A 23,255-nucleotide genomic window follows, 5' to 3' on the forward strand; every position below is an offset into this window, starting at 1 on the left:
TCGCATACATTCTGATTTCCGCCCTCCGACTCGCCGCACCGCCGGCCGAGCGGATGTACGAACCCGACGAGCACCGCGCCGGGCCCACCGAGATCGACGACCAACCACCGCCCGCCCTCGCGCCACTACAGCGTGAAGGACCTCCATCCGGAAATAACGCGGCCGGGCCGGCGAGCAGCCCACGCCACAAACAACGGTTACGGATCGTGCCGGATCCTGCTCCGCAGATGGACCGGCGTGGCCATCGGGAGCAGAAACGCGCCTAGCACTCACCGATCACCCCGATCGCGTCTCCGCCGCGGTCCTGTTGAACGGAGCCGCCAACGCTGAACGGCGCCGCCCCGCGCCGCCAACGTCTCCAGTAAGCCGCTCTGCCGGAGCTGGTCGTGACCATGCGGCGCGTCACGCGCGCATGACGCCGCGTCCGTGACCGGCAATCCGCAGCGTGGTCTCGCAGCGACCAGCCCCGGTTGCTCGGCGAGATCCGTACCACGACCCTCGGGCCGGCAGGCCATGAGCAAGCGACCAGGCAACGCGTTCACACACGCCCACTCCCTGGTCACCCGGCAAAATCCACCGCGTCGAGAAGAGTGATCCGGCTCACTCTTCGATCTTGAATCGACTGGAAAAATCCCGCTGATCAGCAGGTATTCCAAAGCTTGCCGCGATATCTCCGGGAAAACCCGGTGATTTGTGTCGGTCCCAACCGGTTAACTGATGACCGCCCGATGAGTTCGAGCACCCGAGTCCGTCTCATTCATTGTGGCGCCGGGACCTCGACCCTCCAGGGGCCACACGTGTAACCGTCAACCATCTGCCCGGAGGTATCCGATGTCCGCCCCTATATCCGCTCCCGCCAAGGGAGGACGGACACCGCTCGTAATCCGGGTATTGGTACTCGCGACGTTCGTGGTGATCCTGAACGAGACCATCATGATCAACGCGATCCCGCGCCTCATGGCCGATCTCGACGTCACCGAGCGGGCAGCGCAGTGGGTCTCCACCGCGTTCATGCTCACCATGGCGGCCATCATTCCCACCACCGGCTGGTTCCTGCAACGGGTTTCGACCCGGCAGGCCTACGCGTCGGCGATGGGAATCTTCCTGGCCGGCACCGCGCTCTCGGCCATCGCGCCGACCTTCGAGGTGCTGCTGCTCGGCCGGATCGTGCAGGCCGGCGGCACCGCCGTGATGATGCCGCTGCTGATGACCACGCTGATGACCGTTGTCCCCGAACAGGACCGCGGCCGCGTGATGGGCAACGTCACCCTCGCCATCTCGGTGGCGCCCGCGATGGGACCGGTGATCTCCGGGCTGGTGCTGCAGGTCGGTTCGTGGCGTTGGCTTTTCGTGCTGGTGTTGCCGATCACCGCCGTGGTCGCCTGGCTCGGTATGCGTCAGCTGGAGAACGTCGGTGAGCCGCAGGTCGGCGCGATCGACTGGGTCAGCGTGTTCCTCGCCGCGCTCGGCTTCGGCGGACTGGTGTTCGGGCTCAGCCGATTCGAGGTCGACAACCTGACCGGTCCCGCGCTGATCGTCGCCGCGGGTGTCGCGCTGATCGCCGGGTTCGTGTTCCGTCAGCTGAGCCTGCAGCGCACCGGCACCCCGCTGCTGGATCTGCGCGTCCTGCTGGCCGGCACCTACACCAAGGCGCTGGTGCTGATGTCGGTCGCGTTCATGGCGATGCTCGGCTCGATGATCCTGCTGCCGCTCTACTTGCAGAACCTGCGTGGTCTGAGCCCGCTGGCGACCGGCCTGCTGGTGATGCCGGGCGGTCTGGCGATGGGTCTGCTCGGACCGACCATCGGAAAGCTGTTCGACCGGTTCGGCGGGCGGTTGCTGGTGATTCCCGGGTCGATCGGCATCGCCGCGTCGCTGGCCGGTTTCACCCTGATCTCCCTGAGCATGCCGTACTGGCAGCTGCTGGCCCTGCACATCCTGCTGATGGTGTCGCTGGCCGCGACCTTCACCCCGGTGTTCACCCTCGGCCTCGGTGCGCTGCCGCAGCACCTGTACTCGCACGGCAGCTCGATGCTGGGCACGCTGCAGCAGGTTGCCGCGGCGTTCGGTACCGCCCTGGTGGTGACCGTGATGTCGGCGCGCAGCACCGCGCTGGTCAAGGACGGGGTCGACGCGGTCACCGCGCACCTGGACGGCATGCGCCTGGCGTTCCTGGTGTCCGCCGTCCTGGCGCTGGTGGTGATCGCCGCCGCCGTGCTGCTGCCGAACCGCGCTGCCGCACACGAAGATTCCGACGAGATCGAATCGGCGACGCCCGAATTGATCAAGGGCTGAGCGTAATTCACCCCGGCGAAACCCCCGGCTGCCTGCGCAAGCCGGGGGTTTCGCCGTTCGTGAACGACCTGCCTCGGCCGCCGGATAGCCCACCCACACAACCGTTTTCCCCACTTGGACTGGGGTTTCACTAAGCGGACATACCGGCTTAACCTCCGACCATCGGGATTTGTCCGTCCCTTTGGAGGAGCCCCACATGCCCCATATCTTCCGCCGTGCCAAGGCTTGTCGCGTTGTCGCCGTAGCCGCCGCTCTGCCGCTCGCTCTCTCGCTCACGCTGGCCGGGATTTCACACGCCGATCCCGGCGCGCCACCCGAGCGACAACTGGCCGAATCGGTCCAGGCGCCCAACATCAAGCGGCACCTGCAGGAGTTCCAGAAGATCGCCGACGCCAACGGCGGCACCCGCGCCTCCGGCACCCCGGGCTTCGACAAATCCAGTGACTACGTGGCCGGCAAGCTCCGCGGCGCGGGCTACCAGGTGAGCGTGCAGAAGTTCGACTTCCCGTTCTTCCGGGAGAAGTCGACCGCGGCCATGTCGCAGGTCTCACCCGACGCGAAGGTCTACAAGCCGACCGCGCCGGGCAGCAGCGACCTAGGCGACTTCACCACCCTGACCTATTCGGGTTCCGGCGACGTGACGGGCAAGGTGCAGGCCGTCGATCTGACCCTGCCGCCGGCTCCGGTGCCGAGCTCGACCTCCGGTTGCGAGGCCGAGGACTTCGCCGGCTTCACCGCGGGCAATATCGCCCTGATCCAGCGCGGCACCTGCCCCTTCGCCGATAAGGCGCGCAACGCCCAGACGGCGGGCGCGTCGGCCGTGATCATCTTCAACGAGGGTCAGCCCGGCCGTACCGACGCCTTCGCCGGAACGCTCGGCGGGCCCGGCTTCACGGTGCCGGTGGTGGGTGCGAGCTTCGCCGTCGGTGAGGATCTCGCGTCACCGGCGAACACGGTGGTCAAGGTCAAAACCGACACCGAGAGCACGACCCGCACCACCAACAACATCGTCGCGGAGACCAAGCGCGGGAACGCGGACAAGGTCGTGATGGCCGGAGCGCACCTCGACTCCGTGCTCGCCGGCCCCGGCATCAACGACAACGGTTCCGGCAGTGCGGGACTGCTCGAGGTCGCGTTGCAACTGGCCAAGGTGCCGCCGAAGAACAAGGTCCGCTTCGCCTGGTGGGGAGCCGAAGAGCTCGGCCTGCTCGGTTCGGAGCACTACGTGGCGAACCTGCCCGAGGCGGATCGCAGCAAGATCGCGCTGTACGCCAACTACGACATGATCGCGTCGCCGAACTACGCGTACATGATCTATGACGGCAGCGGGGGACCGGCCGGTTCCGCCGAGATCGAGAAGAACCTGGCCAAGTACTTCGACTTCCTCCGCCTCCCGCATGTCCCCACCGCCCTCGACGGCCGCTCCGACTACGGGCCGTTCATGGCGGTCGGCATTCCGGTCGGCGGGCTGTTCACCGGCGCGGAAGGCGTCAAGACACCCGAGCAGCAGAAGATGTTCGGCGGTGAGGCGGGCAAGCCGTATGACGCCTGCTACCACAGTGCCTGTGACACGACCAAGAACATCAACGAGAAAGCGCTCGCCGTGAACACCGGCGCCATCGCCTACTCGGTCGCGACGTTCGCGTTCAGCGACAACCCGCCCGCGCGCACCACCGCGGCGAAAACCCTTCCCGCGCAGGGAAAGACCGTGACTCACCACGGTGGACTCGCCTTGTAAGTCTGGAAACAAGGCAGAACGCAACCCGGTGGCCATCCCCACCGGGTTGCGTTCTGTCGCAACCCTGTTCCCGCACACTGTGCCGGCGTGCGGCCGCTAGCCTCGAATCGAATGTTTCGACGGCTACGGAAGGTGTACGACCATGCAGGAATCGACGGACCCTGTTCCGGTGACCGCAGAGCGCGCCGGTGCCGATGTCGCTGCGGTCGTGCGGGACCAGATCACGGACCTGGTCGGCGGGCGGGCCGGTGCGGCAATGGTTTTCGGCGATCCGGTGACGGCGGACGGCGTCACCGTCGTGCCGGTGGCGCGCGCGGGTATCGGATTCGGCGGTATCGAGGGCAGCATAGGCGGGGGCACCGATATCCGTCCGGTGGGATACCTGGAAATCAGTCACGGCGTGGTGCGGTATCGACCGATTCGCGACATCTGGGGACGTGTTGTCGTGCCGTTGGCGGCGCTGGCTGCCGGAGTTGCCGCGCCCTGGATGCTCCGCGCTGCTAGCAAGCTCCGGCGCAAGTAGCCGCAGCGACCCGAACCCGCCGGCCGCACCCCCGCACCCACCCCGCGTTGACACGACATACAATGGTTGCTGCGGCGGTGGGGCTCGCCGCTCCGGACATCGGATTCGGAACAACCGCGGGCATCGCCGGCCAACAGTCCCTACCCCATCACTCCGCCTTCGGGCGGCCCATGGAGTAGGAGACAACCGTGCCCATCGACCCGCATGCACCCCTTCTCGTCGATCCCGACATCGACCTGCACAGCCCTGACCAGCGCTGCGAGCTCGCGAGCACGCACGGCGTGGTGCTGGCCGTCATCGCGGTCGGCGGCGCGCTCGGGGCGCTGGCGCGCTACGGACTCACCCTGGCGTGGCCCGCGCCGACGGGCGGATTCCCGTGGGCGGTGTTCATGATCAACGTAGCGGGGAGTTTTCTGCTCGGCGCGCTGATGGTCGTGATCACCGAAATCCGCCCCGCGCATCCGCTAGTACGTCCATTCCTCGGCGTCGGGGTGCTCGGCGGATTCACCACCTTCTCCACCTACGCCAACGACATCAGGGCGCTACTCGACCCGGCCACGGTCCTGGTCGCCGCCGTCTACCTGTTCGGCACGCTGATCGCGGCCCTGGTCGCCACCATCCTGGCCCAGATACTCGTTCGCGCCCTGGTGCGTCCCGCCCCGGTCGAGGTGGCGCGATGAACGCCCTGCTCGTGATCGCCGGCGCCGTCCTCGGCGCACCGCTGCGCTATCTGCTCGACCGTGCCGTCCAATCTCGCCACGACAGCCATTTCCCTTGGGGCACACTGGCCGTCAACATCACCGGCTGCCTGATCCTCGGCGCGATCACCGGCGCCGGCCTCTCCGCCCCCTGGATGTTGCTGGCCGGCACCGGTTTCTGCGGCGCCTTCACCACCTACAGCACCTTCACCTACGAAACCGTCCGCCTGGCCCAACACCGCGCCTACCGCCAAGCCACCCTGAACGCCACCATCAGCATCACCGCCGGCCTCACCGCAGCCGCAATAGGCTATTCCCTCGCCCACACCCTCCACGGATAAGCGGGCGTCGTATTCGTGGCGTTCGAATACATCTGCAATATCGGCGAATAATCTGTCTGACCTGCGGACAGTTTCGAACGGATCGCTCGCTGAATTTCGGTCGAATCTGTAAGTGGGACTTACGGGTTTGTTCAGTGGTTCTTGAGTGGGAAAGGTTGGGGGGACAATTTTGGGGGGAGTTGGTAAGAATGCGTCCCATGGTAGGGACTTTGGCTGGGGAAAAGGTGGTTCGGCGGGGTGGGGTGGGGGATGGGTTTCGGGGGGATGTGCAGGGGTTGCGGGCGGTTGCGGTGGTGGCTGTGGTGGTTTTTCATGCGGGGGTGTGGGGAGTTGGGGGCGGGTTTGTGGGGGTGGATGTTTTCTTTGTGATTTCGGGGTTCTTGATTACCGGGGTGTTGTGGCGGGAGGTGGCGGTCAGGGGGACGGTGGGGCTGGCTCGGTTTTACGGTGGGCGGGCTCGGCGGTTGTTGCCTGCGGCGGGGATCGTGCTGGTGGCTACCGCGGTGGCGGCGGCGAAGTGGTTGCCGCCGTTGCAGGCTCGGGCCGTGCTCTGGGACGGGATCGCCAGTGCGTTGTATGCGGGGAATTATCGGCTCGCGTGGAATGGGACGGATTATCTGGCCGCGGATGCGCCGCCGTCGCCGTTTCAGCATTACTGGTCGCTGGGGGTGGAGGAGCAGTTCTATCTGTTGTGGCCCGCGTTGATCATCGGGGTCGCGTGGTTGGTGCGGCGGCGGCGCCGGGTGGATCCGTCGCCGGTTCCGTATCTCGTCGTGCTCTCGATTATCGCTACGGCGTCGTTCGCGGTCTCGTTCACCTGGACTCGCACGCTGCCGCCGTGGGCGTTCTTCGCGTTGCCGGCGCGGGCCTGGGAGCTGGCGCTCGGAGGTGTTGTCGCCCTTTCGATTCCGGTGTGGCGGCGGTTGCCGGAATCGGTGGCGACCGTAGCCGGATGGTCGGGGTTGGCGTTGATCCTGTTCGCCTGTACCCGATTGGACGGGCGGACACCGTATCCCGGCACGGCGGCGCTGCTGCCGGTCCTCGGTGCGGTGTTGATCATCGCCGCGGGCTGTGCCGCGACCCGGTGGGGAGTGGGGCGAGCGCTGTCGACCGAGCCGATGCAGTCGCTGGGGCGGCTGTCGTACTCCTGGTATCTCTGGCATTGGCCGGTGCTGTTGCTCGCGCCGCGGGTGCTCGGCCACCGCCTGGACACTGTCGGCGCGATGGGCGCGGTCGTCACGGCGGGCGGTTTGGCGATGCTGACGCTGTGGTTCGTCGAGAATCCGGTGCGGTTCGCGGCACCGCTGCGCCGTTCGGCCGCACTGAGTCTCGCGAGCGGCGGCGCCGTCACCGCCGTGGCGGTAGGGGCGGGGGTGGCGTTGCTCGTGTTCGTGCCTGCTCCGGTCGGTCACGGGGCGGCCGCCGAGGCGCTCACGGTGATGTCGGCGCCGGAGCCGGTGGCCGCGGTCGATCCGCTTGCTGCGACGGTCCGGCAGTTGACCGGGCAGGTGCAGGCCGCCGTCGCGGCCTCGGCCGAACAGCGTTCTGTCCCTTCGAATCTGTCCCCGGCGCTCGCCGACGCCCCTGCCGACAAGGCAACCGTATTCGGAAACGGTTGCGTCCGTTCCTGGCTCGACACCGGCCAGCCCGAATGCGTCTCCGGCGACCCGGATTCGCCCAGCCGGGTGGCCCTGGTCGGCGATTCGCACGCCGCGATGTGGAGCCCCGCCTTCGAACAGGTTGCCGAACAACGACATTGGCGACTGGAGACGATGAGCAAGGTCACCTGCCCGCTGATGGAACTACCCATCACCAGCCCGTATCTGGGCCGCGAGTACACCGAATGCGTGCAGTGGCGCCGGCAGATCCTGTCCCGACTACAAGCCGAGCATCCGCGCCTGATCGTGCTGAGCATGTCCCGCCGCTACGGCGGCGATTTCGGTTTCACCACCTACGACCAGGCGTGGATCGACAGCCTGTCCCGCTTGACCGCCCAGCTACGCGCCACCGGCGCGAAAGTCCTTGTGCTCGGCCCGATTCCGGATCCGCACACGACGGCCCCGACCTGCCTGTCCGACCACCTGGACGACGCACCGGCCTGCTCGCCATCGCGCCCGATCGCCGTCAACGACGCGGGTATCGACGCCGAACGAGCCGCCGCAACCTCGGCCGGCGCACAGTACGCCGACCTCACCGACCTCTTCTGCACAACGACTCGTTGCCCCCTCATCGCGCGCAACAACCTCATCTACCGTGACGACAACCACCTCACGGTCACCTACGCCACCACCCTCACCCCGATCATCGCCGCATTGGCCGACCGCGCCCTCGGCTGACGCGGACGAACTCAGCGATCGGCTCGTTCGAGATCGGCGCGCAGGTACTGCGCGGTCACGGACTTCTTGTCCGCGGCCAGCTGTTCCGGCGTGCCTTCGAACAGGATTCGCCCACCGTGCCGCCCGGCGTCGGGACCGAGATCGATGACCCAGTCGGCGTGTTTGACGACCTCCAAGTCGTGTTCGACCACGATGACCGTGTTCCCGTCGTCGACCAGCCGGTCGAACAACCCGAGCAGGCGGTCGACATCGGCCATATGCAGTCCGGTGGTCGGCTCGTCGAAGACGAACACGGTGCCCGTATCTTGGAGCCGCAGAGCGAGTTTCAGGCGTTGACGCTCACCACCCGACAGGGTCGACAACGGTTGCCCCAGCGTCAGATAGGCCAGACCGACCTCACTGAGCGTCGCCAGCTTCCCGGTCACCTTCTCTTCGGTGAAGTAGGACAGAGCTTCTTCGACGGTGAGCCCCAGCACCTCGGCAATATTCTTGCCGCGCAACGTCTTCGCGAGCGCCTCGGGCCGATACCGGCTGCCTTCACACACCTCGCAGGTCACCGTGACCGGATCCAGATAGGCGAGGTCGGTCTCGATCACCCCGCGCCCCTTGCACGCCGGGCAGGCGCCGGTGGAGTTGAAGCTGAACAACCCGGGCTCGGCATCATTCGCCTTCGCGAACAGGCCGCGAACCGTGTCCATGATGTCCACGTAGGTCGCCGGCGTCGATCGGGACGAGATGCCGATGCCCGACTGGTCCACCATCACCGCATCCGGATGCTGAGCCGCGAAAGCGCCTGAGATGAGCGAACTTTTACCGGAACCCGCGACCCCGGTCACCGCGGTGAGCACTCCGGTCGGAATGCGCACGGACACATCGCGCAGGTTGTTCAACGTCGCCTTGCGAATGTCCAGTGCGCCGGTCGATTCGCGCACCTTCTCCTTCAGGCCGGTGTGCTCACGCAGCCTTCGCCCGGTGAGCGTGTTCGCCTTCAGCAGCTGCCGGTAGGTCCCTTCGAACACGATCTCGCCGCCGTGCGTACCGGCTTCGGGCCCCATGTCGACGATCCGATCGGCAACCGCCATGACATCGGGATTGTGTTCCACGACGAGCACGGTGTTGCCGTTGTCCCGCAATTCGGCGAGCAGGTCGTTGAGCCGGTGCACATCTCGCGGATGCAGCCCCACGCTCGGCTCGTCGAAGATGAAGGTGAGATCGCTCAAACTGCTGCCGAGATGCCGGACCGTCTTCAGCCGCTGGCCTTCGCCACCGGACAGCGTGGACGTCTCGCGACCGAGGCTGAGGTATCCGAGCCCGATCGACTCCAGCCGGGTCAGCGCCGTAACCGCCGCCTCCACAACGGGTTTGGCGACCCGATCATCGATATGCGCCAATTCGGCGATCAGTTCACTGACTTCCAGGGCGGCGTAGTCGGCGATGTTCTTGCCGTTGATCTTCGAGGCGAGCGCGGCCTTGTTGAGCCGCCCGCCACCACACACCTCACAGGTGCTGACCCGCACGACCTGCTCGACGTCCCTGCGCTCCTTCTCCTTCAGCGCGTCGAGCCCGTTCTTGAGATAGCGCCGATTGAACTTGGTGACCACCCCTTCGTACTCGTTGGAGTGCGTCACATCCTTGCCGGGGCGGCGGACCTTGAACCCCTCGCCGTACAGCAGCTTGTCCCATTCCTCCGCCGTGAACTTCGCCAGCGGCTTGTCCGGATCGAACAGTCCGGATTCGGCGTAGATCGTCCACGGGTAGCCGCCGACCGCATACAGCGGCGACGTGATCGCCCCCTCGTTCAGCGATTTCTTCTTGTCGAGGAGCAGATCGAGGTCGAGCCGCGCGGTGCGGCCGAGTCCCTCGCATTCGGGGCACATGCCTTGCGGAACGTTGAACGAGTACATGCTCGACTCGCCCGCGCTGGGCTTGCCGTGCCGCGAGAACAGCACGCGCAGAATGGGATTGATCTCGGTCATGGTGCCGACGGTCGACCGGGAACTACCGCCGATCTGCCGCTGATCGACCACGATGGCCGTCGACAGATGCGACATGCCCTCGGCGTGCGGCCGCTCGTATTTCGGCAGCCGGTTACGAATGAACCAGGGAAAGGTCTCGTTGAGCTGTCGCTGCGACTCGACGGCGATCGTGCCGAACACCAGCGACGACTTACCGGAACCGGATACGCCCGTGAAGACGGTCAGCCGCCCCTTGGGGATCTCCAGCGACACGTTCTTCAGGTTGTTCTCGCGGACGCCTTGCAGCGTAATACTGTCGTTCGCGTGCCGACCGACTCGATCCGACATATCCACTCCCCTCAGCGTGACCCGAACTAGTTTCCAAAAGGAAATTATACCAAGACGCTCACGTCGTAAGCGTCGATCCACTCGGCGAGGCGAATGGGTGTCTCGTTGTACAGCCCGCGTTCCTGCATCGATGACGCGGCGGCCACCGGTGCGTTCAGGTGCCTATCGATCGCATCGAGATCGAACAACGGCAACGCCGGCGAACTGGGTTCCGCGACAATCTTTCCGAGAATCTGCTTGATCGCCCGGTCATACCCGGAATCCTGGGTGGACGGATAGGGCGCTTTGCGGCGCTGCACAATCGATTCGGGCAGCAGATCCGCGGTGGCCGCCCGCAACAGGCTCTTCTCCCGTCCGTCGAACGTCTTGATCGACCACGGCGCGTTGAACACATACTCGACCAGTCGATGATCGCAGAACGGAACCCGGACCTCGATCCCGGTGGCCATACTCAACCGGTCCTTACGATCCAGCATCACCGGCAACCACCGGGTCAAATTCAGATAGCTCGCGATCCGCATGCGCCGGTCGTGCCCGTTTTCACCGGCCAGGTGCGGAACCTCCCGAAGCGCCGTCCGGTACTGATCGGCGATGTATTCCGGAAGGTTCAGTGCCGCCGTCAGATCGGGATTCAGGAATGCCGTCGACTGCTCGGTGATCGACCGCTCGCCGAGCGCGTGCCACGGAAAAGTATCGGCCTGCACGGCCTTCTCGTCATGGAACCAGAGGTAGCCGCCGAAGACCTCATCCGCGGATTCACCGGAAAGCGCGACCGTCGATTGCTCCCGCACCGCACGGAACAGCAGATAGAGCGACGGCCCGAGATCGCCGTCCCCGAAGGGCAGGTCCCACGCCCGCGACACCGCGGACCGGATGCCCGGCGACACCAGATCCGCGTTGTTCAACAGGATGGTCTGATGATCGGTCCCGACGTGGCGCACCAATTCCTGCGCGAACGGCTGATCCGGCGCCTCCCGCAACGGCTCCGGCGCGAAGTTCTCCACCTGCCCTTCGAAATCCACGGAGAAGCTCCGGATGCGCTGACCGCCGTCGAGCCTGCGCTGCGCGAGGGCGGTCAACGCGCTGGAATCCAATCCGCCGGACAGCAGCGTGCACAGCGGAACATCGGCGACCAATTGCCGGGCAACGATGTCTTCCAGCAACTCTCGAACCTTGGCGACGCTCGCCGAGATATCGTCGGTGTGCGGTCGAGACTCCAATTCCCAATACTTCTCCTCGGTCCGCCGACCCTGGCGAACCCGAAGAACATGCCCGGGACGAACCTCGTACATTCCGTGCAACGGCGTCTGCCCCGGAACCCGGACAAACGACAGCACATCCCGCAGCCCGTCGAGCGTGAGCACCGCCCGGCTCGCCGGATGGGCCAGAATCGCCTTCGGCTCGGAGCCGAACAACACACCACCGGCGGTCGGATAGTAGAACAGCGGCTTGACGCCCAACCGATCCCGGTACAGCAGCAATTCCTCGACCCGGCTGTCCCAGATCGCGAACGCGAACATGCCATTGAGCCGCCGCACGAATTCCGTGCCCCACTCCAGATAGGCGCGCAGCACGACTTCGGTATCACTCCTGGTCGAGAAGCGGTGCCCCGCGGCGGTGAGCTCGTCCCGGAGCTCGGTGAAGTTGTACACCTCGCCGCTGTAACTGATCGCCGCCAGCGGCGACCCGTCGGGCAGCGTCTCCGGCGTCACCATCGGCTGCTTGCCGCCCTCGAGGTCGATCACCGAAAGTCGCCGATGCCCTAGGGCGCAATGCGGATGAAGCCACATTCCCTCGGCATCGGGACCACGGAAAGCCATGGTGTCGACCATTTCCTGGAGAACCCGGCGCTCGGAGGTGAGATCACGATCGAAATCTACCCAGCCGACGATTCCACACATCGTCTTGTCCTTTCGCTATCGTCGTCTCACGCGAGCGTCGCCCAGACGGTCTTCGGTTCCAGATACGCGTCGAGCCCGGCCCGCCCCATTTCCCGGCCGACCCCGGACGCCTTGACCCCGCCGAACGGGGCCGCCGGATCGCCGGGTGCCCACGTATTGAGGTAGACCGAGCCCGCATCCAGGCGTGCCGCGAGAGTGTGTGCGTCGGCGAGGTTTTGGGTCCACACGCCGGCCGCCAGACCGTATTCGGTGTCGTTGGCCAGGCGCACGGCGTCATCGATGCTGTCGAACGGAGATGCCACCAGGACCGGCCCGAAGATCTCCTCCCGGCAGATCCGCATGTCCGGCGTGACATCGGTGAAAAGCGTTGGCCGAATGAAGAATCCGCCATCAGGAGCGGAGGTGGGCAGATCTCCCGACCGCAGTGTCGCGCCGGCCGCCACCCCGTCCTCGATGTAGCCGCGCACCCGCCGATACTGCTCGGCCGATACCACCGGACCGCATTCGGTCGCCGGATCCAGCGCCGGCCCGACCCGGGCACTCTTCGCCGGCGCCGACAGCCCCTCGATCACCTCGTCGAACACGCTCTCGTGCACGAACAGCCGGGACGCGGCATTGCAGGCCTGGCCGGTATTGAAGAAGATCCCCTGGTAGCTCCCGGCGATCGCGGCGTCGAGGTCCGCATCCGGGAGAATGATGTTCGGGCTCTTCCCGCCGAGCTCCAAAGTCACCCGCTTGAGCTGTGCTCCCGCTTTCGCGCCGATCTCCCGGCCGACCGAGGTAGAGCCGGTGAACACGATCTTGTCGACGCCCGGATGATCCACCAGCGCCGCACCGGTCTCCGCGTCTCCGGTCAACACGTTGACCGTGCCCGCCGGAAGGCCTGCCTCGTCGACCAATTCGGCAAACCGCAACGCGGTCAAGGGCGTCTGCTCCGCGGGCTTGAGGACCACGGTGCATCCGGCCGCCAGTGCCGCACCGACCTTCCACGCCGTCATCAACAGCGAGAAGTTCCACGGAATGATCTGCGCGCACACCCCGATCGGTTCTTTCCTGGTGTAGCACAACGTATTCGGTACCGCGACGGGTATCGTCTCACCTTCGATCCGAGTCGGCCATCCGCTGAAGTAGCGGAATTGTGCTGCGGCGGCGGGAACATCGAGCGCGCGCGTCATCGTGATCGGCTTGCCCGCGTCCAGCGCCTCGAGTTCGGCCAGTTCCTCGCCATTGCTGTCGATCAGGTCGGCCAGCCGCGCGATGAGCCGCCCGCGATCCGCCGCCGACAGCCGGCCCCAGGGTCCGCCGAGCGCGGCACGGGCGGCGGTGACCGCGGCCGCGACATCATCGGCTCCCGCGTGGGCGATCGCCGAAATGTGCTCGCCGGTGGACGGATCGACGGTGCCGAAGGTCCGGCCGCTCGCCGCGGCGACGAACGTGCCGTCGATGTAGAGCAGATGCGGGCGGGTCAGGAAGTTGCGGGCGGCGACGCCCACGCTACTGGTATCCACGAGTCCTCCCGGTCCGCGTCAGAAGCGGTCGATGACGGTGATGCCGGTGGTGGTGAAATCGCACATCGCGGAGAGGACTTCCCCGGCCCGGTCGAGTGAAACCGTGCGCTGCACCAGCGTCTGCGGCGTGAGCCGGCCGGAGGTGACCAGCGAGAGCAACTCCGGATAGCTGGAATGCGGATTGCCGTGCGAGCCGACGACGGTCAGTTCGCCGATGGTGAGCAGATCCATCGGCAGCGCGATCTCTCCGGAATCCGCCGCACTGGTCAGCCCGACCTGCACGTGCCTGCCGCGTTTACGCAGCGAGCGTATGGAATTCAGCACCGTCGCCCGGGTGCCCAGCGCATCGATCGAGACGTGCGCGCCCCCGCCGGTGGCGTCCTGGATCACCGCAGGCACATCCTGCTGCACGCTCGCGTCGACGGTGTGCATCGCCCCCTGCTCCTTGGCCAGCGCGAGCTTGCCGGCGTCGATATCCACCGCGACAACGGAAGCTCCAGCGGCACTGGCGATCTGCACAGCGGCCAGCCCGACCCCGCCGACCCCGTGCACCGCCACCCATTCACCGGGGCGAACCTGTCCCTGCCCGGTGACCGCGTGGAACGCCGTCATGAACCGGCACCCGATCGCGCTGGCCGCCACCGGCGTCAGCTCGTCCGGCACACGGACACAGTTGAAGTCGGCGTTGCCGATCCGGACGTACTCGGCATACCCGCCGTCACACCAGAACCCGAGCACCTGCATGTTGTCGCACACGTTGGCGTGCCCCGACCGGCAGTACGCGCACGTCCCGCAGGCCAGATGGAACGGTGTGGTGACCCGGTCGCCGATGCGCACGGTGCGCACCTCGGGACCGACAGCGGTTACCGTGCCGACGATCTCGTGCCCCAGTGTGCGCGGCAACGCGACCTGTCCGCCCATCCATCCCCAGTCGCCCATCCAGGCATGCCAGTCGCTGCGGCAGATGCCGGTGGCGAGGACCTCGAGCACGACGCCGTCGGGTTCCGGTGTGGGATCGGGAATTTCGCGTAGCTCGAGTGGGGCGCCGTATTCGACGATCTGTGCCGCTCGCATGGTCGCCCCTTTCAGGAGATGCGCATGGGGAGGGTTTGCAGTCCCCGGGTGATGTTGTTCGGTTCCCGGATGGGGTCACCGGTGAGTTCCAGCGTGGCCGCTCGCTTGGCGAGCGCGGCGAACAACGCGTTCGCCTCCATCGAGGCGAGAGTTCTTCCGGGACAGTTGTGTACGCCGAAGCCGAAGCCGACCGTGTCCGCCGGGTTGCGATCGGCCTGGAAGCTGTCCGGGTCGGGATAGTGGCGTTCGTCGCGGTTGGCCGCACCGTAGGAGACCAAGACCCGCGCGCCCTGGGGAATCGTGACGCCGTCGATTTCGCGGTCCTCGGTGGTGACGCGGGAAAAGTGCTGAATCGGCGTCTCCAGCCGGACACCCTCCAGGAACGCGCCGGGGATCAGCTTCGGATCCTCCCGAACGGCCGTCCACTGGTCCGGGTTCTCGGCCAGCAGCCACAGGGTGCTGGCCACGCCGGCGATGGTGGTGTCCAGCCCGGCGCAGGCGTAGGCGCTCATGGTCATGAGGGCCTCGTTCTCGGTGATCTCGCCGCGATCGGCCGCCGTCCAGACGATATGGCCGAAGCTGTCCGGCAACAACTTGTCCGGCGTCGCGTCGGTGACGAGATACTGCATCAGCGCCTCGACATCCGGAAAGGTCGACAGCTGACGCTCACCGGGCGGCCCGAAATAGTTGAACGCGCCGAGTGCCCAGACCAGTATCTTGTCCCGCTGTTCGTCGCGCGGAAAGCCGATCAGGTCCATCACGATGTCCACCGGCAGCTTGGCCGCGAAATCGGTGACACCGTCGAAGATTTCGCGCCGCATCAGGTCGTCGACCAGTTCGTCGGCGAGCTGCTCGATATTGCCCGCGACCTGGCGCACGTACTTGGGCCGCAGGGCGGCGTCGAGCACCTTGCGCACGGCGCGATGCCGCGGCGGGTCCATCGACAGCAGCGAGCCCTCGGACAGTTCGTTGGCCGTCGGGTTCATCGCGATGCCCTGGGCGGAACTGAATCCCTCCCAGTCCACGAGTGCGGCGCGCACCTGGTCGTACCGGAACAGCCCGTAGAGGTCGTGTTCGGTCATCCGGACGACCGGCCCGAGGTCACGCAGGGTCTGATAGCAGGGGACCGGATCGAGGAGGGCCTCGGTCGAGAACAGGTCCAGATCGGTCTCGACCGCGGCGCCGGAGGTCTCTGTCGTGGTCACGGCTGGTCCTTTCCGGCCAGATCGTAGAAGCACAACCGCGGCCCGGCCTCGGGCCGGGTGTACATCCGGCGGCAGGTCAGCTCGGACTTCTCGAACACGTCGAACCAGGCGGCCCGATCGCGCGGCAGTCCCTGACCGGTCAGCACATGGATGAGGAAGAAGTCGTCGTCGTTTTCCCTGCTGTCGTAACGGATTTCGGGCTCGCCGACCAGCAGGATCTTCAACGCGGGGAACGTCGCCGAGATCTCGTTCAACAGGTCGATGACGGCCTGCTCGCCGTGCCGGAAATGCTCGTGCAACGCGCTCATCATGCACAGCCCGTCGGCCTCGAAGCATTCCTTCGGCCAGGTCTTGGGCGCGAACGCGTCCCCGACGACGAATTGGACCCGATCGGCGACGCCGGACGTGCGGGCGTGCTCGTTGGCCACCGCGACGGCGTCGGCATCGATATCCAGGCCGATGCCGGTCAGCGAGGGATCGCGCAGGCAGGCGTCCACCACCAATGACCCACCACCGCAACCGATGTCGAGTATCCGCTCGACATCGCGGCCGCGCATCGCGGTCAGCAGGGTGGGGGTGTGGAACGCGGAGAACAGGGTGTCGCAGTGTGCGCCGAGCTTGCCGCCGTCGCGGATCACGTCCTTGCCGTAGACCGCCTTGCCGGTGAGCAGATCACCGGTCCGGCTGGTGACCATCCCGTACGCGTCGACATAGACGCCGAGACGGGCCAGCGACACGTCGGTGGTGAGGAACTCGCCGAGCCGGGTCAGGAAGAACTCCTCGCCCCGAGTCTCGAGAATGCCCCGATTGACCAGGTACCGCAGGAAACCGGGACCCATATCGGGATCGATCCCGGCCAGCAGCCCGCCGGCGGGGCTGCGCGGTCCGGACTTCAGCCGCTCCAGCAGCGGGGTGTCGGCGATCGCCCGCACCGCGTGGCAGACGTGCATCGCGCTGATCATCTCGGGCAGGTCGGAGAGCGTGAACGCCTGCCATTCCCGGCGCTGCCGCTCGTCGGTGAGTTCGATGATCTCCGGACGATATTCGGTGGTCGTCATCGTTGTTCCTTTCGAAGATGGTGCCGCTCAGCGCTATTCGGCGACGGCGTAGGCGTGCCGCTTGCGCGGGCTCGCGGCCGCCCGGACGAACTCGTGGTCCTCGGTGAACCCGGTCGCGCAGACCCGGCCCAGCGAGTACTCGAGGACGAGTTCCACCTCGTGGCCGCGCTGTTCCAGTTGCTGGACGACCGCCGGATCGCAGGTCTGCTCGGCCACCAGGACACCGGGCCGGTGCGCGTGCGGCGTGAACGAGGCGGGCACCTGGTCGGTGTGGAAGGCGGTGGTCTCGGTGGCGGTCTGGAAGTCGAGGCCGAACTCGACGACGTTGAGGAAGAACTGCAACGTCCACTGGTCCTGCCGGTCGCCGCCCGGCGTGCCGAACGCGACGTACGGGCGGCCGTCGCGCAGCACCACCGTCGGGCTGAGCGTGGTCCGCGGCCGTTTGCCGGGCGCCAGCGAATTCGGGTGATCGGGGATGAGATAGCCGCATTGGCCGCGGGTACCGAGCGGGAAGCCGAGGCTCGCGATGGCCGGCGAACTCTTCAGCCAGCCGCCGCTCGGCGTCGCGGCGACCATGTTGCCGTGCCGGTCGGTCGCGGTGACGGTGACGGTGTCACCCTTCGTCGTGGTCTCCTGCAAGATCGTCGGTAAGCCATTGCGCAGCTGGGACATCCACTCGGAATCGGCCTCCGGGTAGTCCGGCACCGACCGTTCGGGGATGAACGAGCTACGACCGCCGGGGGCGCCCGGCCGCAGGTCCAGCGCGGCCCGCGGTCCGACCAGGGCCCGCCGTTCCCGGCTGTACTCCTCGTCGAGCAGCCCGGCCAGGGGCACCTCGCTGAACGCCGGATCCCCGTACCACGCTTCGCGATCGGCCATCGCGAGCTTCGTGCACTCCGTGACGGTGTGCAGATAGTCGGCGCTGCCCTGGCCCATCGCCGCCAGATCGAATCCTTCGAGCAAGGCGATCTGCTGGAGGAACACCGGACCCTGCGACCACGGTCCCGGTTTGAACACCTGATGGGAGCCGTAGTCGTAGCTCGGCGCGGCCTCGACGGTGGCCTGCCACCCGGCGAGATCGTCGGCGGTCAGCAGTCCGCTGTGCCGCCTGCCGGTGGAATCCAGCATCGGACCGGACGCGAGGAACTCCGAGATCTCCTCCGCCACAAAGCCTTTGTAGTAGGCATCGTGCGCGGCCTGGATCTGCGCCTCGCGATCGGCCGACGCGGACTCCGCCGCCTTGATCAGCCGCTGATAGGTGTTGGCGAGCGCCGGATTACGGAACCGGCTGCCCGCCGCCGGCGCGACGCCGCCCTTCAGGTACGTCTGAGCGGAGCCGGTCCACTCGTCGCGGAACAGCGGAGCGAGCACCTGGATGGCCTGCGCGGTCTCGGGCAGCAATGGAAAACCGTTGTCCGCGTAGCCGATCGCCGGTTGCAGCACATCGGCGAGATGCATGGTGCCGAACTCCGCGAGCATCCGCATCCAGCCACCGAAGGCGCCGGGCACGCAGGCCGGCAACAGCCCGGATCCGGGTATGCCGCTCAGTCCGAGCTCGGCGAAGGTATCGATGCTGATCGCCCGTGGCATCGGACCCTGGCCGCAAATCTGCTGCACCACACCACTGTTCGCGCGATGCGCGACGACCGACAGGTCGCCGCCCAGGCCGTTGAAGTGCGGTTCCACCACCTGGAGCACGAAGCCGGCGGCGACGGCGGCGTCGAAGGCGTTGCCGCCGTTGGCCAGGATGCGCATGCCCGCGGCGGAGGCGAGCCAGTGCGTACTGGAAACTGCACCGGTGGTCCCGGTCAGTTCGGGCTTGGATGGAGGCATGGGAAAACTCCCTAGTCGTCTTGGAAGATCTTGAGACCCGGCGCGAGAATGGCGCTGGGGTCGTAGCGAGTCTTCGCCGCCCGCAACGCCGTCCACTTGTCGCCGTAGTGCGCCCGCCAGTCCTGCGCGGTGAAGCGCAGCGAGCCGATCGGATAGAGCACGGCCCCGTACTGCGCCCGCGCGTGGGCGAACAGGCGATCGTTGCGGTCCAGCATTTCCTCGATGAACGCCGGATCGACGCCGGGCGTCTCGGCCACCGTGTTGATGTCGACAACGAACACCCATTCGGAGCCGTTCGCCTCGGGCACCGGGGGCAGCGGCCGGGTCAGGTGCGAGCGCCGCTGCGGATACAGCAGGCTTATCCCGAACGGCCCGATGTCGCGCGCGCTGAGCCGCGACTGGACCTCGGCGACGTACTCCTCGACCACCGCGCCGGACAGCCACACGTCGTACCACGGCTTGACCAGCCGGTCCCAGCCCACCTCGGCGCGCATGCCGTCGACCAGGGTGTCGATCTTGTACGCGTAGTCCAGATAGGTGGTGTCGTCGATCGAGGCCTCGGTGGTCAGGCCCTCGGTGGCGACCGCATCGTCCGGCGGTGCGGCCGGATCGTAAAGGACTGTCGCATAAAGCCGATGGGTCGGCTCGGACTCCGGCGAGTACAGCTCGGCATAGACGTGATCGATGGCCGGTCGCTCGATGAGCGTGCGCACATCGCGGAAGAACTTCGCGTTGTCGGTGTACTCCAGTACGTAGGAACGGGCGCGCTCGGCCGCGGGGACCAGATCGAGCACCGCCTTGGTGATGACGCCGCACTGGCCGAGTCCGCCGAGTACCGCCTCGAACAGATCCGGCTGGTGCCGCGGCGAGCAACGCTCGATCGCGCCGGTTCCGGTGACGACCTCGAGTTCACGCACGTGGTCGACGTGCAGTCCGGTGTTCAGCGCACCGACGAGCCCGCCGAGTCCGCCCACCGAGAGCGTGCCGCCCACGGTCAGCGAGGTGTAGCCGGTGACGGCCGGCGGCGTCAGCTTCGGTGTCTGCGCGTAAGCGGCGTTGATCAGGTCCTTCCAGAGGATCCCGGCGTCCACCTCGGCGACATCCGCACCGATGGAATGAATGCGGTTGAGGTACTTGTTCTCGATCACCAGGCCGTCGGTGAGTCCCTGGCCGAGCGTGGTGTGCGCCGCGCCTCGGGTCGACACGCTGACGTCGTGCGCGCGGCAGAAGCGGATCATCGCGGCGATGTCCTGCGCCGAGCGCGGCCGCAACACCGCCGCGGGCCGGCGGTGGGTGATGTTGCCCAGATCGGTGGCGACCGCGGCGCGCGACTCCTCGTCGACGAGCAGTTCGCCCTCCAGCGCGGGCGCGGTAGCGAACGACAGGCCCGCGTGGTCGCCGGTGACCCAGGTGCGTTCGAGCGGATCGAAACCGACTATCGCGGACTGTATGGTGCCGGCGCTGAATTCAGGCACGGCAAACTCCTTTCGACGCAATGGTTTCGGCCGATGGCAAGCACGACGGCTGCGGCCGATTTCCACTGCATCGAACATATCCGGGCGACTATGCCCGGCACATCCAGAGAATCTTCAAGTTACTGTCAAATGCTCTTGAAGCTGTATGGCAGCGCAGGTTACGGCGAAATCGACGCGGATTGTGTGGAGCTGTGGATCGCCTCGGCGACTTTGCCGCACAGTTCGGCGAAGATTTCTTGTTCGGCCGGGGTGAGCACGGATTCGGCGATCACGGCGTTGTCCCGCCTGCATGCTGCTGCGCGGTCGAGGAATTCGCGTCCGATGGAGGTCAGCGAGGTGGTCTGTTCGCGCCGGTCGGTGCCGAGCGCCGCCTGTCGCACCAGGTCCTGATCCTTCAGCACGCGCAGGGCTTTGGACATGGTCGGGCGCGAGACACTCAGCGCGTCGCTCAGTGCCGACGGCGTCATCGGCCCACGTAGACGCAGCATTTCGAGCACGTCGTACTGCTGCCAGGTCACCCGCTCGGGGGTCGTCCTGGTGCGCCGCGCCACCAGCACGCAGGTCAGGTGGGCCAGCGCGTTCTCGATCCCGTCCTGCCAGTCGAGTACCTGGCTGTGCTCGTTTTCGTCGACAGGCACTGGTCTCTCCTCACCCGGTCGCGTATTGATTTCCCGTTGGAAACTAGTCTACGGTGGTAATCGCTGCACCAACTCGTACTCTGTCATACAGGAGGAGTGGTCATGAGCACCTCGGGTACGCACCCGACGACCGTGGGGTGGTTCGAAATCACCGCCACCGATCCGGACCTCAGCAAGCAGTTCTACCAGCACATATTCGACTGGCGATACACGTCGTTCGGCCCCGGTTATTACACGATCACCGCACCCGGCGCGTCGGCGAGCATGGGTGTATTGCGCCGCGGCGGCGAGGACGCGCTGTGTATCAGCGTCGTATGCGACGACATAGCCGCGACAATTCCGCGCCTGGAAACGCTGGGCGCCAAGGTTTTCGAAGATCCCGCCCGGACCGCCGCGGGCGATCTGCACGCGGTGATCACCGATGTGCAGGGGAACAGAATCGGATTGTTCGAACCCGCGGGGCGCGAGCAGCCCGGCCAGGGCCCGGTGCCGAACGCGACGGCGTGGTTCGAAATCGGCACAACGGATTTCGAAGCCACCCGGAATTTCTACGCACACGCGTTCGGCTGGACCTACGCGCGGGACGAGGCCGCCGAAGGCGCGGTCTATTACAGCGTGCACGCCGGCGGCGCGAAGGAGCCGATCGGCGGGACGATGGACGTGACCGCCCTGCCGAATCCGGCCGACTATGCGATACCGGGACTGCTGGTCACCGACGTCCCCGATCTGCTCGCGCGCGTCGAACAGGCAGGCGGACAACGCCTGATGGACCCGTTCTCCGATACGAACGGCCTGATCATCGGACAGTTCACCGACCCGTCCGGCAACCGGTGGACCGCGTTCGCCCAGCCGTGAGGGGTGCCATGCCGTTCGCCGTATACGTGTTGGGCCTGGGTGTTTTCTGCCTCAACACCACCGAAATCATGGTCGCCGGGCTGATTCCCGGCATGTCGAGCGATCTCGGCGTCTCCATCGCCGCCATCGGCTACCTCGTCTCGATCTTCGCCTTCGGCATGGTCATCGGGGGGCCGGTGCTGATCGTCGGCCTGTCGAAGGTGCCGCAGAAGCGGTCGCTGATCTGGCTGCTCGTGGTCTTCGTGGCCGGGCAGACGATCGGCGCTCTGGCCCAGGACTATTGGGTGCTGGTGATCGCTCGGGTGGTGACCGCGCTGGCCACGTCGGCGTTCTTCGGGGTGGGCGCCGCGGTCTGTGTGCGTCTCGTCGGCGCCGAACGGCGCGGACGCGCCATGTCGGTGCTGTATGGCGGCATGATGGTCGCCCAGGTCGTCGGTCTGCCGCTGGCCACCTTCATCGAGCAGCACTTCGGCTGGCGGGCCAGCTTCTGGCTGGTCGACGCGCTGGCGCTGGTTTGCATCGCCGCGGTCGTGGCGCTGGTTCCGGCCGGCGGCAACACTCAGACCCTGGACTTCGGCTCGGAGATCCAGGCCTTCCGTAACCTGCGGCTGTGGGGCGCGTATGCCACCAATGCCCTGGTCATCGGCTCGGTCGTCGCCGGATTCACCTATCTGTCACCGATTTTCACCGATGCCACGCACTTCGCACCGTCCACGGTGCCGGTGCTGTTCGCCGTGTACGGGATCGCCACCGTGGTGGGCAACGCCGTGGTCGGCCGGTTCGCGGACCGCTATACGCGGCCGATCCTGTTCGCCGGCCTGATCGCGTTGATGCTGGTGCTCGCCGGTTTCGCGCTGTGCGTCGAATACCAGGCTCCGACCATCGCCGCCACCGTGCTGCTCGGCCTGATCGGCCTGCCGCTCAACCCGGCCATGGCGGCCAGGGTGATGTCGGTGTCCAACGAGGGTGCGCTGGTCAACACGGTCAACGGGTCGGCTATCAACATCGGTGTCGTGATCGGCCCATGGCTCGGCGGCATCGGGATCAGCGCCGGACTCGGTCTCGCGGCGCCCCTGTGGATCGGCGCGGCGATGGCGCTGTGCGGCCTGCTGACGCTGATACCTGATCTGCTGCAACGCAATCAGGCGCGCGGACCGGTGGCGGTCCATGCCGAGACGGTCGAGCGCAGCTCGTAATCGTCGCCAATACAGTTGCGGCGTATTGTATTTGTGGAGGAATCGTTCCGTTTGGGTGGCACGCTGGTATGCGTGCCGCCCCGCGGAACGCGAATCACGGTGCCCGCCGGAATAACCGATTTCGACCGCGTTAAACCCCAGGTGGTCAAAGGTTTTCGGCAAGCGTAGACAACTGTTGTCTGACACCGATTTAAGAGTTTCTTGAACCTCATTTGATTGTCTCCGACCTCGCTCTCCGTCGAGTATGGAAGGTGCTGGGACATTCCCTCCCGTAGCGG

The 23,255-nt window shown here is 66.5% G+C and carries 17 protein-coding genes; 8 read left to right on the forward strand and 9 right to left on the reverse strand.

From position 1 onward, the window contains the following. Positions 1-831: 831 nt before the first annotated feature. From ACFYO1_RS33460 to ACFYO1_RS33485, 6 genes are all read left to right on the forward strand, one after another. Positions 832-2,295: an MDR family MFS transporter gene (locus tag ACFYO1_RS33460; protein ID WP_387239986.1), complete on the forward strand. Its 1,464-nt coding sequence runs from the start codon at positions 832-834 to the stop codon at positions 2,293-2,295. 196 nt (positions 2,296-2,491) lie between these two features. Beyond that, positions 2,492-4,033, forward strand: a complete 1,542-nt coding sequence (locus tag ACFYO1_RS33465) for a M28 family metallopeptidase (RefSeq protein WP_387239989.1) — start codon at positions 2,492-2,494, stop codon at positions 4,031-4,033. Between the two features lie 142 nt (positions 4,034-4,175). Beyond that, on the forward strand, positions 4,176-4,556 hold the full coding sequence (locus ACFYO1_RS33470) for a hypothetical protein (protein ID WP_387239992.1): 381 nt from the start codon (positions 4,176-4,178) through the stop codon (positions 4,554-4,556). Positions 4,557-4,744: 188 nt separating this feature from the next. After that, a complete protein-coding gene (locus tag ACFYO1_RS33475; protein ID WP_387239994.1) occupies positions 4,745-5,236 on the forward strand; it encodes a fluoride efflux transporter FluC in 492 nt (163 codons plus the stop codon). Then, positions 5,233-5,595 carry a fluoride efflux transporter CrcB gene (gene crcB / locus ACFYO1_RS33480; RefSeq protein ID WP_387239997.1) on the forward strand — a complete coding sequence of 121 codons (363 nt, stop codon included), beginning with the start codon at positions 5,233-5,235 and terminating at the stop codon, positions 5,593-5,595. Before ACFYO1_RS33475 ends, crcB begins: the two co-directional genes overlap by 4 nt. A 197-nt stretch (positions 5,596-5,792) precedes the next feature. Beyond that, the gene (locus ACFYO1_RS33485; RefSeq protein WP_387240000.1) at positions 5,793-7,931 is read left to right on the forward strand and encodes an acyltransferase family protein; all 2,139 of its coding nucleotides are present in this window, start codon (positions 5,793-5,795) and stop codon (positions 7,929-7,931) included. Positions 7,932-7,942: 11 nt separating this feature from the next. Here the strand turns inward: ACFYO1_RS33485 and ACFYO1_RS33490 are convergent, their stop codons facing one another. The 9 genes from ACFYO1_RS33490 to ACFYO1_RS33530 all read right to left on the reverse strand — a co-directional run bounded on the left by ACFYO1_RS33490 (position 7,943) and on the right by ACFYO1_RS33530 (position 20,926). Continuing rightward, positions 7,943-10,315, reverse strand: coding sequence for an ATP-binding cassette domain-containing protein (locus ACFYO1_RS33490; protein WP_387240003.1), 2,373 nt, complete (start codon positions 10,313-10,315; stop codon positions 7,943-7,945). Continuing rightward, positions 10,279-12,135 (reverse strand): asparagine synthase (glutamine-hydrolyzing), encoded by a 1,857-nt coding sequence (asnB, locus tag ACFYO1_RS33495; protein WP_387240006.1) that lies wholly within the window; start codon positions 12,133-12,135, stop codon positions 10,279-10,281. Before asnB ends, ACFYO1_RS33490 begins: the two co-directional genes overlap by 37 nt. Before the next feature lie 26 nt (positions 12,136-12,161). Next, positions 12,162-13,643 carry an aldehyde dehydrogenase family protein gene (locus ACFYO1_RS33500; RefSeq protein ID WP_387240009.1) on the reverse strand — a complete coding sequence of 494 codons (1,482 nt, stop codon included), beginning with the start codon at positions 13,641-13,643 and terminating at the stop codon, positions 12,162-12,164. Between the two features lie 18 nt (positions 13,644-13,661). Next, positions 13,662-14,717 (reverse strand): zinc-dependent alcohol dehydrogenase family protein, encoded by a 1,056-nt coding sequence (locus ACFYO1_RS33505; protein ID WP_387240012.1) that lies wholly within the window; start codon positions 14,715-14,717, stop codon positions 13,662-13,664. Positions 14,718-14,728: 11 nt separating this feature from the next. Beyond that, a complete protein-coding gene (locus ACFYO1_RS33510) occupies positions 14,729-15,922 on the reverse strand; it encodes a cytochrome P450 (RefSeq protein WP_387240015.1) in 1,194 nt (397 codons plus the stop codon). Beyond that, positions 15,919-16,980, reverse strand: a complete 1,062-nt coding sequence (locus ACFYO1_RS33515; RefSeq protein WP_387240017.1) for a methyltransferase domain-containing protein — start codon at positions 16,978-16,980, stop codon at positions 15,919-15,921. The genes ACFYO1_RS33510 and ACFYO1_RS33515 overlap by 4 nt, the downstream gene beginning before the upstream one ends. A 33-nt stretch (positions 16,981-17,013) precedes the next feature. After that, positions 17,014-18,813, reverse strand: coding sequence for a gamma-glutamyltransferase family protein (locus ACFYO1_RS33520; protein WP_387240020.1), 1,800 nt, complete (start codon positions 18,811-18,813; stop codon positions 17,014-17,016). 11 nt (positions 18,814-18,824) lie between these two features. Further along, positions 18,825-20,288 carry an FAD-binding protein gene (locus tag ACFYO1_RS33525; protein WP_387240022.1) on the reverse strand — a complete coding sequence of 488 codons (1,464 nt, stop codon included), beginning with the start codon at positions 20,286-20,288 and terminating at the stop codon, positions 18,825-18,827. 158 nt (positions 20,289-20,446) lie between these two features. Further along, complete coding sequence (locus ACFYO1_RS33530; RefSeq protein ID WP_387240025.1) at positions 20,447-20,926, reverse strand: MarR family winged helix-turn-helix transcriptional regulator; 480 nt, start codon at positions 20,924-20,926, stop codon at positions 20,447-20,449. Positions 20,927-21,028: 102 nt separating this feature from the next. Between ACFYO1_RS33530 and ACFYO1_RS33535 the strand changes: the two genes are divergently transcribed. After that, a complete protein-coding gene (locus ACFYO1_RS33535) occupies positions 21,029-21,781 on the forward strand; it encodes a VOC family protein (protein ID WP_387240028.1) in 753 nt (250 codons plus the stop codon). A gap of 8 nt (positions 21,782-21,789) precedes the next feature. Further along, on the forward strand, positions 21,790-22,977 hold the full coding sequence (locus ACFYO1_RS33540) for an MFS transporter (RefSeq protein WP_387240031.1): 1,188 nt from the start codon (positions 21,790-21,792) through the stop codon (positions 22,975-22,977). Positions 22,978-23,255 lie beyond the last annotated feature (278 nt).

The organism is Nocardia sp. NPDC006044 (genome assembly GCF_042871115.1).
Lineage (GTDB): Bacteria > Actinomycetota > Actinomycetes > Mycobacteriales > Mycobacteriaceae > Nocardia.

Bases quoted from the DNA above. Each gene is read 5' to 3' on its own strand.
- ACFYO1_RS33460 (WP_387239986.1), top strand. From the start codon at position 832: ATGTCCGCCCCTATATCCGCTCCCGCCAAGGGAGGACGGACACCGCTC.
- ACFYO1_RS33465 (WP_387239989.1), top strand. From the start codon at position 2,492: ATGCCCCATATCTTCCGCCGTGCCAAGGCTTGTCGCGTTGTCGCCGTA.
- ACFYO1_RS33470 (WP_387239992.1), top strand. From the start codon at position 4,176: ATGCAGGAATCGACGGACCCTGTTCCGGTGACCGCAGAGCGCGCCGGT.
- crcB (WP_387239997.1), top strand. From the start codon at position 5,233: ATGAACGCCCTGCTCGTGATCGCCGGCGCCGTCCTCGGCGCACCGCTG.
- ACFYO1_RS33485 (WP_387240000.1), top strand. From the start codon at position 5,793: ATGGTAGGGACTTTGGCTGGGGAAAAGGTGGTTCGGCGGGGTGGGGTG.
- asnB (WP_387240006.1), bottom strand. From the start codon at position 12,135: ATGTGTGGAATCGTCGGCTGGGTAGATTTCGATCGTGATCTCACCTCC.
- ACFYO1_RS33505 (WP_387240012.1), bottom strand. From the start codon at position 14,717: ATGCGAGCGGCACAGATCGTCGAATACGGCGCCCCACTCGAGCTACGC.
- ACFYO1_RS33515 (WP_387240017.1), bottom strand. From the start codon at position 16,980: ATGACGACCACCGAATATCGTCCGGAGATCATCGAACTCACCGACGAG.
- ACFYO1_RS33520 (WP_387240020.1), bottom strand. From the start codon at position 18,813: ATGCCTCCATCCAAGCCCGAACTGACCGGGACCACCGGTGCAGTTTCC.
- ACFYO1_RS33535 (WP_387240028.1), top strand. From the start codon at position 21,029: ATGAGCACCTCGGGTACGCACCCGACGACCGTGGGGTGGTTCGAAATC.
- ACFYO1_RS33540 (WP_387240031.1), top strand. From the start codon at position 21,790: ATGCCGTTCGCCGTATACGTGTTGGGCCTGGGTGTTTTCTGCCTCAAC.